We start from the raw sequence: 17,757 nt of genomic DNA on the forward strand, positions 1-17,757 counted from the left end.
CCAGTGCCCTGTCTGGTGTAGATGGTGTGATTGTGCACCTTGGGACAGATGCTACGCGGGATCACGCTGACTAATCTGTGCGCAACCTGTGTAGCAGCCCAGAATTTCGGCTTCGCCGGCCAAGGGGCCGATCAGCCCCCGACGATGGAGTCCCGCAGGCTCTTCGGCCGGATGTCGGGCCAGTTTTGTTCGACATAGTCCAGGCACTCGGCCCGGGTGGCTTCGCCGTACACCACGCGCCACCCCGCCGGAACGGCGGTGAAGGTAGGCCACAGACTGTGCTGCTCTTCGTCATTGACCAACACGAAGAAGGTGCCGTTGTCGTCGTCGAAAGGATTAGTGCTCATCGCTTCTCCACCATCGTTTGGTATCTGGACAAACCCGCCGGACCAACCCAAGACCCCAGCACCCGGTCCGACAGCAGGCCCAGACAGCTCAGGTTGGGAAATCCCGGCCCCTGGGTGAGGCCGGACAAGTTGGGCAGGAACAACTTGGGGGTGACGTCGCTCAGGGACAGGTCGTAGCCGATCCCCTCCTGCAGGCGATCCGACGCGAGCGGTCCGCCCAGGCCGAGCTCGAGGGTGTCGAGGGCCTCCTGGCTGAACAGCGAGGTGAACCAGAGCGCGTCGGCCCCGGAGCCGTCGATTACGAGATCGAATCCGTGCACCGTCTCCAGGTTCTCGCTGAACCGGTTGGTGGACAGCGTCAGTCGGATCTGCCCGTCGCGGCCCACCGCGTGCGCGACCCGGCCGCGCAGGTGCCGGATCCGGTCGTCGGCCAGCAGCGCTTCTTGCACGCTCGCCGAGAACACACCGCGGTCGGTGCGCGCCAACGCATCCCGACGCTCGTCCAGCGTCAGCGCGGTCCAGTCGGTGGGATCGGAGAACAACGAGTTCTCGAAGAAGCTCTCGCCGCGGGTAAACAACGTCACTTGCGGTGAAATGACGGTAATTGTCGAAACCCGGTGCCGGAAAAGCTCATTGAGCATCGACGCGGCGGTCTCACCGCCACCGATCACCGCCACCCGCTCCGCGGTGATGCGGTCGTGGCCCGCGGCGCGATCCCAGAACTGGGCAATCGACATCATGCGCGGGTTGCCGGGCAGCAATGATTTCTCCGCCTGGCCCGGGCCGGTGATCATCAACGCGTCCGCGTGCACGGTGGTCTCGTGGGTGTGCAGCGCCCAGCGCTCACCTTCGACGCCCAGCCCGTCGACCTCGCCGTGCACCACGTTCATGCCGACCTGGTCGGCGACCCAACCCAGGTACTGACTCCATTTGCGGTGCGGCGGAGCGGGTCTGCCCCGGTCGATCCACTCGGCGAACGACGCGGTCGCGATCAGGTAGGACTGCCAGCTGTAGCGGGTCATCAGCTCGTCGAGTTCGGCGTTGCGGCGTGGCACCAGCGCCGACCGGTAGGGAAACCCGACATCTTTTTCCGGGCTGGTACCCAGCCGGTGCGCCCCGTCGGTCCAGCCACCGCTCGCCTGCCAGTTCGCCCCGACCCCGGTGCGTTCGACTGCGATCACGTCGGGGGCCTCGACGCCCATGTCGCGCAAAACCTTGGCCTTGGCGGCCACCGCCACCGCCTTGGCGCCGGCGCCGAGGATCGCTAGCGTGCCCATGTCACCACCTCCCGCAGTGATTCGATCCAAAGTTGTTGCAACGCAGATATGTCCGCGTCGTCGAGAATGTCGGGCAGCGCGCGCCACTGTGCGGCCAGGACACGCTGCCCGTCGAAGGGCAGCACGGTGGCCACGACCGTGAGTTCGTGACGCACCGCCAGATCCGGTTCCGGCTGCGGCGACACCCCGGCCAGCAGTTCGCGCTCCAGCTTCAGCACGGTCCCGCCTCCGGTGTGGGCCGCGCCGAGATAGTTCAGCAACACCTGGGGGCCGGGCAGCGGCGTCAGGCGCTCGGCGCTGTCATTGCGCAGAAAGCGCAGCAGGCCGTAATCGAGTCCGTCCCCGGGAATGGCGGCCAGATCTTCCCCGACCCGGCGCGGGTCGGCCGAGGGCACCCGCACCGGATAGATGGAACTGAGCAGTCCGACCGTGTCGCCGGTATCGATGGTGTGCGCGCCGTGCTCGTCGACCAAACCGTCTGCGCGGCCATGGGTTTCCAGTGCCAACAGCGGCGGCGGGGTGGCCTGGTTTCGCCGCTGCCGCCAGCGCGTCACCATCGTCGCCGTGGCAGCCACCAGCAGATGCGGCAACGGCAGGCCGCAATCCAGCAGCCGGCGGGTGATGTCCGCATCGGCGGCGACCATGCGGACCATCAGATCGCGGGCCCGGTCGCGGCCCGGATCAACCCGCCGGGCACCGAGGTCGGGATCATCGCCTTCGAGCTGGGCCGCCCAGAAGTGCGCGGTGTCCAGCCGGGCGGCACGCTCGCGCAGGGCGGCGGCCCAGCGCCGGTAACTGGTGTGCTCCCGGATCGGTGCGGGCGAGTGGCCGGTGGCCAACGCCCGTAGCGCGGCGTCCAGCTCGCCGAGCACGACCCTCCAGGACGCCGGATCCATCGCCAACACGTGGGCGGCCAGCAGCAGAACACTCGCTCCGGTCGGTGGGCGAAGCCACACCGCGGCCAGCATCACCCCGCGCTCGGGGTCAAGCCGGTCGAGGGCGCCGGCGACGTGCCCGGGAACCACGGCTTGCAGATCGTCAAGGACCGCTACCTCGTCGATCAGGGTCTCGGTGACTTCCGCGGGCACCAGGGTCATCGCGGCGCGGTCCAATCGCGTGCGCAACACCTCGTGCCCCGCGATGATGCTTGCCAGCGCCGCGTCCAGTTGCTCGCGGCTGACGCCGTCGGGTAACCGGATGGCTTCGGACTGCGCCAGCCGGCGAGGCTCGCCGTATTCGTAGAGCCAGCGGCCGTTGGGCAGCACCGGCATCGGCCCGGCGTCGTCTTCGACATCGGTTGCAGCAGAGGCAGTTTCGGAGTCGATCGCCTCCGCAAGCTCCCGGACGTTGACGCAGTCGAGGATGAGCCTGGCCCGCAACGCGAGACCCCGCGCCCGGGCCGCCTGCACCACCGACAACGCCATGATGCTGTCCAGGCCCAGCTGCACGAAGTCGGCGGCGACGTCGACCCGGGGCAGGTGCAGCAGCTCCGAGAGCACTTCGGCCAGTGTGGCTTCCGTGGGCGTTTCCGGATCGGACCCGGCTTCGGCGGTCTCGGCCGCATCGAATGCACTCAGCGCGGCCTCGTCCAGCTTGCCATTCGCGGTCAGCGGGATTTCGTCGACCGTGACAATGCGCTGCGGAATCATATAGCGCGGCAACCGGGTACCGAGCATGGCACGCAGCTCCGCGATCGGCGGTTTCTGCGCACCCGCAAGCACCACGTAAGCGGTCAGCCGCGCACCGGTTTCCAGACGCCGCACCAGAACACCGGCGTGCTGGACGGCGGGGTGCGACTCCAATACGGCCGCGATCTCGCCCGGCTCGACCCGGTAGCCCCGAATCTTCACCTGCGCGTCGGCGCGCCCCACGTACTGCAGTGAGCCGTCGGGACCGCGACGCACCAAATCGCCGGTGCGGTACATCCGCTCGCCGGCCGCGAACGGATCGGCGAGGAATCGGTGGCTCGTCTCCCCCGGGCGGCCCAGGTAACCGCGGGCCAGCTGCGCGCCGGCCAGATAAAGCTCACCGGTCGCCCCGACGGGCACCGGGCGCAGCCCCGAGTCCAGCACGTAGCCGCGGGTGTAGCGGGTCGGCCGTCCGATCGACGGCTCCTCGTAGTCCGCGATCGCGGCCACCACCGCCTCGACGGTGGTTTCGGTCGGTCCGTAACAGTTGAACGCGCGCAACCGGTTTCGTGCGCATTCGCCGCGGATCAGCGTCCACGCGGACTTACCGAGCGCCTCGCCGCCCAGCGCCAGCACCGCCAGCGGCACCGTGCTGAGCAACCCGCAGGCGGTCAGCTGGGCGAACATCGACGGCGTGGTGTCGATCATGTCGACGCCGTGCTCGGCGATCGCCGCGACGAGCGCCTCGGCGTCGGTCTGGGTCCGCTCGTCGACGACGTGCACCCCGTGGCCGTCGAGCAACGCGACCAGGGGCTGCCAGGCGGCGTCGAACGCGAACGACCACGCATGTGCGATCCGCAGCGGGCGACCCAGCCGGGCGGCCGCGGGCCGCAGCACGCTGTCCAGATGATCGTCGGCATACGCGTTGACGGCCGCGTGAGTTCCTATGACCCCCTTGGGTTCTCCCGTCGTCCCGGATGTGAAGACGACATATGCGGCCTGCTCCGGCGGCACGTCGACGGCGTGGAAGTCGGCGGCGTCCCGGTTGCCGGCCCTCAGCAGTTGCTCGGCCAGCCTCTCGTCCAAGACGATCGACGCCCCGGTTTGACGCAGAATCGACTCCACCCGTTCGGGGGGCAGCCCCGGCTCCATCGGCACGCACATGCCGCCGGCTTTGAGCACCGCGAGCATCGCAACGATGTACTCCGGGCCGCGGAAAAGCCGGATCGCCACTGGGGTTTCGGACTGCACCCCGCGCTCGGCCAGCCGGGCAGCCAGCCCGGTGGCGCGTGCGTCGAGCTCGCGGTAGCTCAGGGCGCCGCCCGCCCAGCTGACGGCGACGCTGTCGGGCGTCTTCGCCGCGACCGCGGCGAACCGGGCGTGGATGCCGACCGCCGGCGGGGCCACTGCACCTTGGGTCGTGACGGCCTCGTCCTCGAACAGGACGCTGACCTCGCGCAGCGGCCGCTCCCACCCGTGCAGCAACCGCTCAGCGGTGGCCATCACCCGCCGGCCCAGCCGCTCGGCGGAGGTGGCGCCCAGTGCGCCGTCGAGCACCTCGACCAGCACCACCAGCTCACGGCCCTCCAGATGGGCGGCGATCGCGATCGGGAAATGGGACAGGCTCTCCAGCTGCGACGGCCGGAATCTCGCACTCCCGGCGGTCAATTCGCCTCCGGCGACCAGCCCGTCCATCGGGAAGTTCTCGTAGACCAACAGGGTGTCGAACATTTCGCCCACCCCGCCCAGCGCGCGCAGCTGTGCGTGCCCGAGATAGCCGTGCTCGCGCAACAGCGCGGCATTGCGTTGCACGGCGCGGCACTGATCACCGACGCCGGCGGCCGGGTCGAGCTGCACCCGCATCGGCACGGTGTTGATGAACAGGCCGATCATCGTCTCGACGCCGGAAAGTTCGGGTGGCCGGCCGGAGACGGTGACGCCGAACACCACATCGCGGGTGTCGGTCAGCCGCGACAACACCAGGGCCCAAGCCATTTGCATCAGGGTGCTGACGGTGATCCCGCGCGAGCGGGTGCCTTCGACCAGTCGTTCGGCGACCTCGGGCGACAGCCGCAGTTCGGTGGTGCGCGGCAAGCCCGTCGCCTGGCCCTCGGCCGCCTCGGCCGACCCCAGCGCGGCGGCCAGCAAGGTGGGACCGGGCAGGCCGGCCAGGTGCTGGCGCCAAACCCGTTGGCTGGCTTCCGGATCGCGGCTCGCCAGCCACCCGATGTAGTCGCGGTACGGGCGCGGCGCCGCGGGCAGGGCGGCCGGGTCTCCCCCGGCGGCGTACAAGGTCATCAGCTCGTTGACGAACACCGGCAGCGACCAGCCGTCGATCACGATGTGGTGGGCGGTGATCAACAAACGCCATCGTGGGCCCGGCAATTCGATCAGCATGAAACGCATGGCCGGCCCGCGTTCCAGATCGAACGGTCTCCGGCGTTCGCCCACCTCCAGCGCCTGCACCTCGTCGGGCGAGGCCTTGACGAGCTGCCAGGGCAACTCGACCCGCGCCGGCACGATCTGAACCGGGCGCGCGATCCCGCGGCTGAAGAAGCTCGCCCGCAGGTTGGGGTGTCGCACCAACATCTTTGTGGCGCAGTCGCGCAACAGCTCGACGTCGAGAACGCCGGAGATGTCGGCGGCCATTCCGATCATGTACGGATCGTCGGCCGCTTCGCCGTCGACGAATTCGGTCAGCGCGCTCAGCGAATACAGGCCCTCCTGCAGGGGGCTCAGCGCCATCACGTCCTCGATGTCGGGTGCGACATCGGCTTTGGTGGCTGTCATGACGTGCCGTCGCGCGACGACGACCACAGCTGCGACACGGCAGCCAGATCGTCCGCCGACAGTCCGGACGCGGCCATCGGCTCGAAACGGGTGTCGGCCGGCACGGCGGCCGGATCGGCGTCGACCTGGCCGTCACCCAACGCGTCCAGGGCGGCGGCCAATTGCGCAGGCGTCGGATGCTCGAACACCATGCGCGGGCTGACCGGCAGGCCGGCGGCGCGCGCCCGCGCCGACAGCTGCACCGACAGGATGCTGTCACCGCCGAGGGCGAAGAAGTCGTCGAAGCGCCCGACTTCCGGCGTCGACAGCAGTTCGGCGAAGACCGTGGCCAGCGCGCGCTCGGTCTCGGTGCGCGCCGGTTCGGCCTGGGCGGTGGTGCTGACCGATGGCTGCGGCAGGCCGGGGCGGTTCAGCTTGCCCGACTCGGTCTTGGGTAGGGCGTCGAGTACGGTCAACGACGACGGCATCATGTATGCCGGCAGCGTCGTGGCAACCGCGGCGCGCACCGCACTCGCGAACGCCGCCTTCTCCGCGTCGTCGACGATCGGCCGTTGCGGCACAACGTATCCGGCCAGGGACAGACCGCCGCGCACCTCCCAGGTGCGGGCGGCCGCGGCGGCCACCCCGTCGGCCGCCGTCAGCGCGGCCTCCAGCTCGCCCAACTCGACCCGGAAGCCCCGCACGTTGACCTGGTGGTCGATGCGGCCGGCGAATTCGAGCTGGCCGTCCTGCGTCCACCGAGCCAGATCTCCGCTGCGGTACAGGCGCGACCCGGGTTGCAGGGCATACGGATTGGCGACAAACCGCGTTGCGGTCAGGCCCGAGCGCTTCCAGTAACCCCGGGCCAACTGGTCGCCGGCGTAGTACAGTTCGCCGACCACACCGACCGGCACGGGGCGCAGGCGGTCATCGAGCAGGTAGGCCTCGGCACCGGCTACCGGCTTGCCCACCAACGGATTCGGCAGACCAAGCCGCCCGCGGGAGACCGCACCGGAGGTCTCGGTGGAGCCGATATTGTTCAGCAACTCGATGTCGGCGTTGTCGGCGCACGCGGCCACCAGCCGCTCGAGCAGCGACGTGCTCACCGGCTCGCCACCGCAGACCAGCCGGGACAGCGATCGCACCACATCGGGCCGGGTGTCGACGAGCGCGGAGACCAGGCTGGGCACCGCGGTCACCTGCGCCACCGAATGCCGGTCCATCAGCGCCGCCAGCGCTTCGGCGTCCCGGTGCTCGGCGTCGTCGGCGAGGATCATCGTGGCCCCAGCCGCCAACCCGGCCAGCATTTCCATTCCGCCCTCGAGGAAGGTGATGGAGGCCTGCGCCAGGCGAATGTCGTTGGCGCACGGCGGGTAATGCCGCAGCTGCCAATCCAGCCGGGCCGACATCGACCGATGCGTGCCCACCGCGCCCTTCGGCTTGCCGGTGGACCCGGATGTGAACACCAAATACATCGGGTCGTCGGGATGGGGTGCGGTCGCCGGCGGGTCCACCGCGTCGCTGCTCTCCACCGCCGCACGCACCCGCGGGTCGTCCAGCGAAATCACCGTGACCCCGGACACTTCCGGTGTGCTGTCGGCGGCGTCGGCCGTCGCCAGCACCACCGGCGGCACGACGTCCTCGAGCATGAATTGCTTACGTGCCAGCGGATAACCGGGGTCGATCGGGAAATAGCCGGCGCCCGCCTTCATGATGGCCACCAGCGCCACCACCATGTCGATGCCGCGTCGTGTCGAGAGCCCGACGAGCGACCCCGGGGTCACCCCGTGTTCGGCCAGCAGTGCCGCCAGGTTGTCCGAACGGCGGTGCAGCGCCGGATAGTCGATCTGCTCGTCACCGCAGCGCACGGCGATCCGGTCGGCGCCCCAATTCCGGCTGGGGGCCAGCAATTCCGGAATGGTGCGCGCCCGGTCCTGTGGCGCGCGGGGACCGCGGCTCCACTCGGTCAGGATGCGGCGCTGTTCGTCGTCATCGATCACCGCGACATCGCGCAGCGTCTGATCGACATTGTCGGCGAACTCGGTGATGATCCGGGCCAGCCAGCCGGCCACCCGTTCGATCGTCGACCGGCTGTACAGCTCGGTCCGGAAGATGACGTTGCAGTTGTATCCCGCGCCGTCAGTACCGTCGACGCCCAGGAAGTTGACGCTGAGGTCGGCATGCGCCATGTCGAAGATCGGATCCAGCGAGGTGCACACCGTGTCCGCGCCGTCGCGGCCGTCGTGCCCCGAATCGATGACCCGGGTGGCCGGCAGGTGTTCGCGCACGTGCACCACGACCTGGAACAGCGGGTTGCGCGACAGCGAACGCACCGGGCTCACGCTGTCGACCACCCGGTCGAACGGCAGATCCTGGTGGGCGTAGGCGGCCAGCGCCGTTTCACGCGCCCGAGCCAGCAGTTCACGCAACGTCGGGTTACCGTCGAGGTTGTTGCGCAGCACCAGGATGTTGACGAAAAAGCCGATCAGCTGGTCCAATTCGGCTTCGGTACGTCCGGCAACCGGGGTGCCCAACGGAATGTCCACGCCCCCACCGGCCTTGTGCAGCACCACGGCGACGGCCGTTTGCAGCAGCATGAATTCGGTGATGCCCAACTCGCGGCACAACTCGGCGAGCTTGCCGCGGGTGGCCGCGTCGATGCGAAAGTCGACGGATTCACCCGCGCCGCTGGGCACCGGCCGGCGGGCAAAGTCCGGCCGCAGTCCGGTGTCCTCCGGCATTCCGGCCAGCTGCCGGGTCCAGTACTCCCGTTGCTCGAGGGCGACAGCGGACTCCTGGCCATTGGAATCGCCCAGGAACGCGCTCTGCCATGCCGCGTAATCGGCGTACTGCACGCGCAGCGGCGCCCAGGACGGAGCCTCGCCCGCCCGCCGGGCCCGGTACGCGGTGAGCACGTCGGAGAACAGCACGCCCGCCGACCAGTGGTCGGAGGCGATGTGGTGGACGACGAACGACATCACATAGTCGCCCGTGTCAATGCCGGTGCGCAGCAAAGCGATTCGGATCGGACGCTCAGCGTCGAGCTCGAAGCAGTGCTGGCGTTCGATGTCCAGCTGTTGGGTCAGCCAGGCTTCGCTGTCCTTGTCTGCACCGTCGAAGGCCGCGCGGCGGATCGGCAGATCACCGGCCGGGTTGACCACTTGATATGGCACGCCGTCGATTTCGACGTAGCTGGTGCGAAGGATTTCGTGGCGGTCGACGACGTCGCCGATGGCGGCGATCAACGCCTCGATGTCCCAAGGCCCGCTTAGTTTCGCGGCGAACGGAATGTTGTTGACCCAGCTGGGCCCGTCGAGGCGGTATGCGAACCAGCTGCGCAGCTGTGACGCCGACAGCGGCAGCGGTTCGTCGTGCGCGGTCGCGATCAGCTTGGGTCGCGACTCCACGAGCGCGCCAGAACCCAGCTGGTCGACCCGCTCGGCCAGCCGGCCCACCGTCCCCAGCTCGAACACGTCGCGGATGCCGATCTCCACACCGCAATCCGAGCGGATCGCGGTGACCAGTTTGGTGGCCACCAGCGAGTGGCCACCCAAGTCGAAGAACGAATCGTCGACACCCACCCGGTCGTGGCCGAGCAGCGTGGAAAACAGTGCGGCGATGCGACGTTCGGTCGCAGTCGCCGGATCGCGGTATTCGGCGCCGGCCGCGATCTCCGGTTGCGGCAGGGCGGCGCGGTCGATCTTCTGGTGCGTGGTCATCGGGATCTCGTCGAGCACCACGTAGCCGGCCGGGGTCATGTAGTCCGGCAGCGCCGCGGCGACCCGGGCCCGGATCCGTTCGACGTCAACGGATTCGGTGTCACAGTGCGGGGCCGGGGTCACGTAGCCGACCAGGCTCTTGCCCAGCCGGGGCAGGTCGACGGCCAGCACGACGGCCTGTCCGACGCTGGGGTCGACCGAGATGGCGGCGGCGATTTCGCCGAGCTCGATGCGGAAGCCGCGGATCTTCACCTGCTCGTCGGCGCGGCCGACGAATTCGATGTCTCCGTCGGCGTTGCGCCGGGCAAGGTCGCCCGAGCGGTACATCCGCCCGCCGGGAGTGAACGGGTCGGCGACGAAGCGTTCCGCCGTCAGCCCCGGCCGCCGGTGGTATCCCTGCGCGACATGTGTTCCGGCGATGTAGATCTCGCCGATCACGCCGACCGGTACCGGCTGCAGCGCATCGTCGAGCAGATACACCTGCGTATTGATCTTGGGCCGGCCGATCGGGACGATGCGGGTGCCTTGGGTGCCCTGCACCGGGTAACTGGTGCAGTTGACCACGGTTTCGGTCGGTCCGTAGAAGTTGTACAGCAGCGCGTCGAAGGTGGCGTGGAACTTGTCGGCGACCTCCCCGGGCAGTGCCTCCCCGCCGATCGGCACCCGGCGCAGCGTGCGCCACTGGTTGACGCCGGGCAGCGATAGGAAGAGCCCCAGCAGCGACGGCACGAAGTGCATCGAGGTGATGCCTTCGCGGCTGAGCAGATCGGTCAAATAGCCGATGTCGCGCAGTCCGTCGGGCCGCGGGATGACCAGCCGGGCGCCCATGATCAGCGTGCCGAAGATTTCGCCCATCGACACGTCGAAGCTGGGCGAGGCGACCTGAAGCAGCGATTCCGTCGCGTCGACCTGGTATTCGTCGCCGAACCAGACGAAGTATTCGGCGATCGGCGCGTGCGGTACCGGAACACCCTTGGGCAGCCCGGTCGAACCCGACGTGTAGATCAGGTAGGCGGTGTTGTACGGGCTCAGCGGGCGAATCAACTCCGGTGCGGTGACCGGGTAGTTCGACAAGCCGGTAATTGATTCGCGCAGAACCAGTTTGGCGTCCGCATCACCAAGGATGAACGAGATTCGATCCTTGGGGTAGGTGGGGTCCACGGGCATGTACACCGCGCCCGCCTTGAGGATGCCCAGCGCTGTGATGACGAGTTCGGGCGACTTGTCCAGCAGCAGTGCGACCCGGTCCTCGGTGCCGATACCTTGCTCGACGAGCCAGTGCGCCACCCGGTTCGACTCTTCGTCGATCTCCCGGTAGGTGTAGTTGCGGCCCTCGTAGCCGACGGCCACGGCATCGGGCGAGGACGCCGCGCGCCGACTGACCAGCTCGGGCAACGTTGCCGCCGGCGTGATGAACTCTTCGCCGGTCGACATTTGGCGCAGCCACTCGGCGTCTTCGCTATCCATCAGCGCGCACGCCGACAGCGTCGAGTCGGGGTTGCTCAACGCGCTGTCCAGCAATACCGCGTAGTGCCGCAGCAGCTGCTCCACCAGCGGACGATCCAGCACCTCGACCAGATACTCGGCCTCGACCAATCCGCCGCCGTCGGCCGTGCGCTCCAGCTCCACCATGAAATTCAGTGGCAGCTGGTTGAAGTGGCCGCGCAGCTCGGCACGCGCGCACCGCACGCCCGGCGGGCAGAAGCCGGGGCCATCGGCGTCGCGCTGTCCGAAGCTCACCCGGGTCATCCGGTCCGCACCGTGGCGGCGATCGGGATTTGATTCGCGCACCAGCCAATCCAGGTCGGCGCGTGAATGCGCGAAGGCGCCGACGGCGCTGTCGCGGGTTTGGGCCAGCAGTTCCCGGAATGTCTGGTGGGAGTGCGGTTGTAGCCGGATGACGACGGTGTTGCCGTAGTAGCCGATGGCGTTCTCGGTCCCGACGCCGCGATTGAGCACCGGGACCGCGACCAGAAAGTCGCTCGACTGGGTGTAGCGCTGGATCAGCGCGGCGAACGCGGACATCAACACCATGTAGGGCGTGGCCCCGGTTTCCCGCGCCAATGCCGCTACCCGATCGACAACGTCGGCCGACAGCCGTGTTGTCGCGCGCTGGGCACGCCAGGTGCTCGGCACCACCGAACCGTTGGCGCCCGGAAGTTCAAGTGGTTCGGGGAGATTCGTGATCAGCGGCCGCCAGTAGGCCGCGTCCTCGTCATGACTTGGGGCGTCGGCGAACGCCGGCTCGACCGCGGGCGCCGGCGCCGCCGGCGCGGCAGCGAATCCGTCCGGGTCGGTGTATGCGTGCGTCAGGTCGGCGAAGAACGGCGTCCATGATCCGTCGTCCCACGCAATGTGGTGGGCGGTGAACAGCAGGATCAGTTCGTCGGCGGACACACGCGCCACGGTGACCCGCAGCGGCGAATCCTTGGCCAGGTCGAAGGGGCGGCAGAAGTCGCGCTGCGCCAACACATCCAGCCGCAACCGCCGGGACTGCTCGGTCAGATCCGACAAGTCGTGCTCGGCCCACTCCGGCCGCAGATCCTCCCGGATCACCGGATACGGGAAGCCGTCGCTGTCGGTCTCGTAGGTCGTGTGCAGCACCGGATGCCGCGCGGCCACGGCGTTGACCGCGTCGCCGAGCCGTGCCACGTCGACGGTGCCGGTAACGCGATACGACACGCAAACGTTGAGTAGCGCGCTGTCAGGGTCGACCGACTGCACGAACCACATCCGGTGCTGACCACCGGACATGCGCGGCTGGTCGGCGACCGCCACCGGCCCCTCGGCCTCGGGCCGAGACAGGCCGCGTTCAGCGATCTTGCGGCGCAACAATTCCAGGCGCTTTTCGTCGAGCCGGGCGCTGGCATTGGTTTCAGTCACGCTAGGAGTCCAACCTTTCTAGCATCGCGAGCGTCGTGTGTTGCGCCCCGATCGGAGCGGCGCCGGCTTCCAACCTCGGCGCAGCCGTCGGCGCGCCGGTTGAGCCGGCGCCCAACGCATCGATCAATTCGTGCACGGTGATGCCGCCGAGCATGCGAGCGACCGGAACCGAGCTGCCCACCGTCCGGCGCAGCCGCTTGCGCAGATCGAGCGCGAGCAGCGAGTCCACACCGAGGTCGATCAGAGAGGCGCTCGGGTCAATGGACGACGAATCGCCCAGGTGCAGTGTCGCGGCCAGCTCGGCATGGACCACGTCGGCGAGCGGTTTCGCGGCGGAACCGTTGTCACGCTCGGAGCTGTCGCTGCCGCTCGAGCCGCTGAACGGCATTGGCATTCCCTGGCTTTCGAAGAAGACCGCGAGCCGGTCGAAGTCCGCGTCGAAAATCAGGGGGTCGCCGTCGTAACGGTACAGGCTGGCTGCTATCGCCGGTTCGGGGTCCATCGCTACCAGGCCGGACCGCTCGGTGCGGGTGATCTCGTTGGCCGTCACCACGCCGGCGGCCCGCCACAGTCCCCACCGGATGGACGTGCAGTCCCGGCCGCCGGCGCGCAACTGGGCAGCCAGCACGTCGAGCATCCGGTTGGACGCCGCGTATGCGGCGTGGTGGTGGCCGCCCCACGCGCCGAACACCGACGAGCAGGCCAGAATTCGGCAGTCGGGCCGCATCGGCCACACCTCGGCCAGTAACGCAAGTCCGCGGACCTTCGCGTCGCATACCTCGGCCACATCCGCACCGGTGAGGTCCTCGCGCACAACCGCTTTGGCGATGCCGGCGGTGTGGATCAGCAACGACGCGCCGGAGCCGGCGTATTCGAAGGCGACGGCCGACAGCGCGACACGGTCGGTGATGTCGCAGCGCGGGGCCCGGACCACCGCGTCGTGGTTTTCGGCCAGCCGCGCCAACGCGTCGGGGCCAACACCGTTGCGGCTCAACAGGGTGACGGTGCGTGCCCCGTGCTCGATGCAGTACCGCGCGTACTGCAGCCCGATGGCCCCGCTGCCCCCGGTGATCACCACGTTGTCCAGCGCGGCGGCGTCCAGCGGCCGGCTGGTCGCCGATTCGCGGCACTCCCGGAACGTCCGGACATAGCATCGAGGCGATTCGGTGCCCCGCACCGCGATCTCGGCGCCATCGCCGACCAGCGCTTCGACGACCGCCAGCGCGGTCGGCGCGTCGACTTCGCGGCTCGGCAGGTCTATATGCCCGAAGGTCTGGTCCGGAAACTCGAAACCGACGCTGCGATGCATCGCGGCCAGCGCCGCCTGTGCCGGTGCGACATTCGGTTCATCCCGATCCACCTGTTCGGCGCCGACGGTGAGTAGCCAGACCGCCCGGCACCGCGGGCCGATCACCGCCGCGTAATCGGGTAGACCCGCATCCGACCGGCCGGCGATCTGCTCGACGGCGGCGAGCGCGTCCAACTGGTCGAGTTCCGGGGCGATCACCACGACGATGTCCGCTTCGCTGAGCGGCACCGCCTGGCAACCGTCGTGGGCGGCCACGGCCTCGATCAGTCGCTGGGTCAATGCGCCCGCTGCCGCCTCGCCGAAAAATCCAATGGTGCAACCCGTTCCGTTCGTCGGTGCGCTCTCCTGTCGCCAGTCCTCGACGGCGACGGTAAGCGCCGGAACTGCCACCGCGTCGGCCAGCGGCTCCGGCGTCGCCCACAGATGCACCGCACGCATCGGCGCGTTCGGGAACCTCGGCAGCGGCGGCTGGATGCCCTCCGGGATGGCGTTGCCCCACGGGCTACCGGGGTCGGCGGTCACGACGGCGGCGATGTTCGCCGAGAGCGAGTCGGCGATGGATTTGTCCCGATGCCCCGACCCGACGATCACGGCCGAATCCTCGTCGACGATGTCGGCGAGCGGGTACAGCAGCGACGGGTGTGCGGACAGCTCGACAAAGGTGTCGACGCCGAGTTTCTGGGCGTGGCGCACGGCCCGGTCGAACCGCACCGTGCCACAGAGGTTCTCATACCAGTACTCGGAAAAGTCGATATCGCCGTCCACCTCGGTTCCGAAGGTGGAGCCGACGAATCGGGCCTCTCCACGCCGGAAGGCGGATTCGGGCATCAACTCGATCAGCGGGGTGCGCAACGGCCGTAGCGCGCTGGTGTGACCCGGATAGTCAACGGACAGTTGATGATTGAAGATGCCCCGCCGCCCGGCCAGTTGCACCACGGCGGCCACGGCGTCGTGGTCGCCGGACACCACCGTCGAGGACGGCCCGTTGACCGCCGACACTTCCAGCCAGCCCGGCGCGTCGGCCAGCACGGACTCCGCCTCTTCGAGGCCGACCCCCAGCACCGCCATCGCGTACCGGCCGGTGAGGCGGTCGACGACGGTCGCGCGCGCGCCGACCAGCGTGACCGCGTCCGGCAGCGTGATCGTCGCGGCCACGTATGCCGCCGCAACCTCGCCGAGGCTGTGCCCGATGGTGACCCCGGGAACCACCCCGTAGTTTCGCCACGCCGCGGCCAGGCTGACCGCGTGCGTGAACTGTGCCCCCTGGATCTCGGTGCGCGACCAGTTCTGCTCCACCTCGCCCACCAGATAGGGCAGCGGAGACGGCAATCCGGCGGCGACGAACGCCTGCCCGCACTCGTCCACGGACTTCCGGTAGGCCGGCAGGCGCCGGTAGGCGTCGGTCCCCATCGCCTGCCATTGATTGCCCTGGCCCGGGAACACGAACGCGATACGCGGCGCCGAGCTCTTCGACGACCAGCTGATCAGGGGGTGCTCTTCGTCACCGGCGAGCGCGGACAACCCGGCGACGAGCTCGGCCCGGTCGGCCGCGCGCACCACCGCGCGGTGACGTCGCACGCGGCGCAGCCTCAGCAGGGTCGACGCGACCGCGGCCGCCACATCCGGTGCGGCGCTGCCGCTGCGGTCCAGGTAGTCCAGGATGGCCGCCGCGTCTTGACGGATCAACTCTTTGTCGTGCGAGCTCAACAGCACCGGGACACGACCATCGGGCAACGCGTGATCGAGCACTACGCCACCTCTGGCATGGAGACGATCAGATGTGCGTTGGTTCCTGCGATCCCGAATGCCGATGCCGCGGCCGTCCGTTGTCCGGCGATGGCAGGCCATGGCGTCAGGGTCTGCGCCAACCGCAAACCTTGCCCGTCCCAGTCGATTTCAGGACTAGCGTCGCTGGCGTGCAGGGTGGCAGGGATGGCGCCGTGTTCGGCCGAGACGAGCACCTTGGCCAACCCTAGCGCACCGGCGGCGGCCAACGAGTGGCCGACGTTGGATTTCACCGAACCCAGCAACGCGCCGGCGCCGGGTTCGGTGTCGCCGTAAGTCTGCACCAGCGAGCGTAATTCGGTGCGGTCACCGAGGCGGGTACCGGTGCCATGCCCCTCGATCATCCCCACTTCCTCGGGTTTGATCCCGGCTTGGGTGATCGCGCGGCGGAACAGCCGAACCTGCGCGTCCTCGCTGGGGGCGGACAGGCCGGCACTGCGGCCGTCCTGGTTGACGGCGGTGGCCCGGACTTCGGCGATGATCCGCCGGCCGGCCCGCAGCGCCGCCGATTTACGTTGCAGCACAAACATTGCCGACCCCTCGGCCCACACCGTGCCGCTGGCCTGCGCGCTGTACGGACGGCAGTAACCGTCGTCGGAGAGGGCGTGCTGCTTGGAGAACTCGACGAAGAAGCCCGGCGAGCCCAAGACGTTGACCCCACCGGCCAGCGCCAGGTCGCAATCGCCGTCCCGCAGGGCGCGCACCGCGACGTGGAAGGCCACCAGCGCCGATGCGCACGAGGAGTCGAGGGTGAGCGCCGGACCGGTCAGTCCCAGCGTGTAGGCGACCCGGCCCGAGATCACACTCAGCGCCGTCCCGGCCAGCAGGTGGCCGCTGTGCCGGGAGAACTCGGCCATCTCGGGCCCGTACCCCGTCATGGATGCGCCGACGAAACAGCCCACGTCGTGGCCGGCCAGGTCGTCGGGATTGATGCCACTGTTCTCCAGCGCGCGCCAGGACACCCGCAGCGTCACCCGCTGCTGAGGGTCCATCGCGATCGCTTCGCGGGGCGAGATGCCGAAGAATTCCGGATCGAATGTGGCTGCCCCGCTGAGGAATCCGCCGCGGTCGTGGATTTGTTTGAATCCACTTCGCCGCGATCCGGCGAGCAGGTCGGCGACCGACCAGCCGCGGTCGGTGGGAAACGGGCCCAGCGCCTCGCGCCCGTTTGCCAACAGGTCCCAATAGCTGTCGGCGGTGTCGATGCCGCCGGGCGCTTCGACGGCCATCCCGATGATCACGACGGGGTCGATGTCGATAGTTTCGATCCCGTTGTCAGACATTGGCGTTCACCTGTGCGGCGATCGCGTCGACGTGGTCGTAGACGTAGAAGTGCCCGCCCTCGTACAGCGACAGCTCGAAGGACCCGGCGGTGTGCCGTTCCCACTGGCGCAGCACCTCGATCGCGATGCGGTGATCGTCGCGGCCGCCCAGGACGTGAATGTCGGTAGCGATCCGGATGTCGGGACTGGGGTCGTAGCGATTGAAGGCCCGGTAGTCGGCACGCATCGCGGTGGTCAGCAGCACGGAGAATTCCTCGTCGGCAAGCAGCTCGGGATCGGTACCGCCGAGGTCGGCGATGTCGGCGAGTACTCCGTCATCACTGGTCGGCAGTTCGGGCATGTCGGCCACGACGCATGGCGGCGGGCCCGCGGAAGCCCACAGCTTCTGCACGGCGACGTCGCGCTCTTCGGCAACGCGGGCAAACTCGAACGCGACGACGGCGCCCATGCTGTGCCCGAACAACCGCAACGGCGCGACGCTGCGCCAAGGCGCGGCTTCGAAGAGCCCCAGCACGAGGTCGTGCACGGTCTCGTGGGCGGGTTCGGCGAGCCGGTCGGCGCGCTGCGGATACTGCACGATGTAGGTGTCGCCGCCGGCGGCCAGTGCGGCGGCCAGCACCCGGTAGCTCGCCGCGGCCGCTCCGGCGTGCGGAAACACCACCGTGGCGCCCACGGATGGCTTCTCGCCGCGGCCCGGGACCAGCTTGATCCAGGACGGAAATGTCGACGGCATGCTGATCAGGTCACGGAATGTCAT

At 68.9% G+C, this 17,757-nt stretch carries 7 protein-coding genes; all 7 read right to left on the reverse strand.

All coding sequences use genetic code 11. The features are described from left to right. Positions 1-131: 131 nt before the first annotated feature. From BN973_RS19610 to BN973_RS19640, 7 genes are read right to left on the reverse strand one after another with little or no spacing between them, the layout of a single operon-like run. Positions 132-347 carry an MbtH family protein gene (locus BN973_RS19610; RefSeq protein ID WP_036470266.1) on the reverse strand — a complete coding sequence of 72 codons (216 nt, stop codon included), beginning with the start codon at positions 345-347 and terminating at the stop codon, positions 132-134. Then, the gene (gene mbtG / locus BN973_RS19615) at positions 344-1,624 is read right to left on the reverse strand and encodes an NADPH-dependent L-lysine N(6)-monooxygenase MbtG (protein WP_051641368.1); all 1,281 of its coding nucleotides are present in this window, start codon (positions 1,622-1,624) and stop codon (positions 344-346) included. The genes BN973_RS19610 and mbtG overlap by 4 nt, the downstream gene beginning before the upstream one ends. Beyond that, entirely contained in the window at positions 1,612-6,042 is a 4,431-nt protein-coding gene (locus tag BN973_RS19620) for a non-ribosomal peptide synthetase (protein ID WP_036472746.1), read from the reverse strand. The genes mbtG and BN973_RS19620 overlap by 13 nt, the downstream gene beginning before the upstream one ends. Next, positions 6,039-12,623 carry a non-ribosomal peptide synthetase gene (locus tag BN973_RS19625; RefSeq protein WP_036470267.1) on the reverse strand — a complete coding sequence of 2,195 codons (6,585 nt, stop codon included), beginning with the start codon at positions 12,621-12,623 and terminating at the stop codon, positions 6,039-6,041. Before BN973_RS19625 ends, BN973_RS19620 begins: the two co-directional genes overlap by 4 nt. A gap of 1 nt (position 12,624) precedes the next feature. Next, positions 12,625-15,681, reverse strand: coding sequence for a mycobactin polyketide synthase MbtD (mbtD, locus tag BN973_RS19630; RefSeq protein WP_036470268.1), 3,057 nt, complete (start codon positions 15,679-15,681; stop codon positions 12,625-12,627). Continuing rightward, a complete protein-coding gene (locus BN973_RS19635; protein WP_036470271.1) occupies positions 15,681-17,000 on the reverse strand; it encodes a beta-ketoacyl [acyl carrier protein] synthase domain-containing protein in 1,320 nt (439 codons plus the stop codon). Before BN973_RS19635 ends, mbtD begins: the two co-directional genes overlap by 1 nt. Further along, the gene (locus tag BN973_RS19640; protein WP_036470273.1) at positions 16,993-17,757 is read right to left on the reverse strand and encodes a thioesterase II family protein; all 765 of its coding nucleotides are present in this window, start codon (positions 17,755-17,757) and stop codon (positions 16,993-16,995) included. The genes BN973_RS19635 and BN973_RS19640 overlap by 8 nt, the downstream gene beginning before the upstream one ends.

It is taken from the genome of Mycobacterium triplex, assembly GCF_000689255.1.
In the GTDB taxonomy this organism is placed as follows: domain Bacteria; phylum Actinomycetota; class Actinomycetes; order Mycobacteriales; family Mycobacteriaceae; genus Mycobacterium; species Mycobacterium triplex.

What these genes read in the sequence shown, in the direction of transcription:
- BN973_RS19610 (WP_036470266.1), bottom strand. Translation starts at nt 347, where the DNA reads ATGAGCACTAATCCTTTCGACGACGACAACGGCACCTTCTTCGTGTTG.
- mbtG (WP_051641368.1), bottom strand. Translation starts at nt 1,624, where the DNA reads ATGGGCACGCTAGCGATCCTCGGCGCCGGCGCCAAGGCGGTGGCGGTG.
- BN973_RS19620 (WP_036472746.1), bottom strand. Translation starts at nt 6,042, where the DNA reads ATGACAGCCACCAAAGCCGATGTCGCACCCGACATCGAGGACGTGATG.
- BN973_RS19635 (WP_036470271.1), bottom strand. Translation starts at nt 17,000, where the DNA reads ATGTCTGACAACGGGATCGAAACTATCGACATCGACCCCGTCGTGATC.
- BN973_RS19640 (WP_036470273.1), bottom strand. Translation starts at nt 17,757, where the DNA reads ATGACATTCCGTGACCTGATCAGCATGCCGTCGACATTTCCGTCCTGG.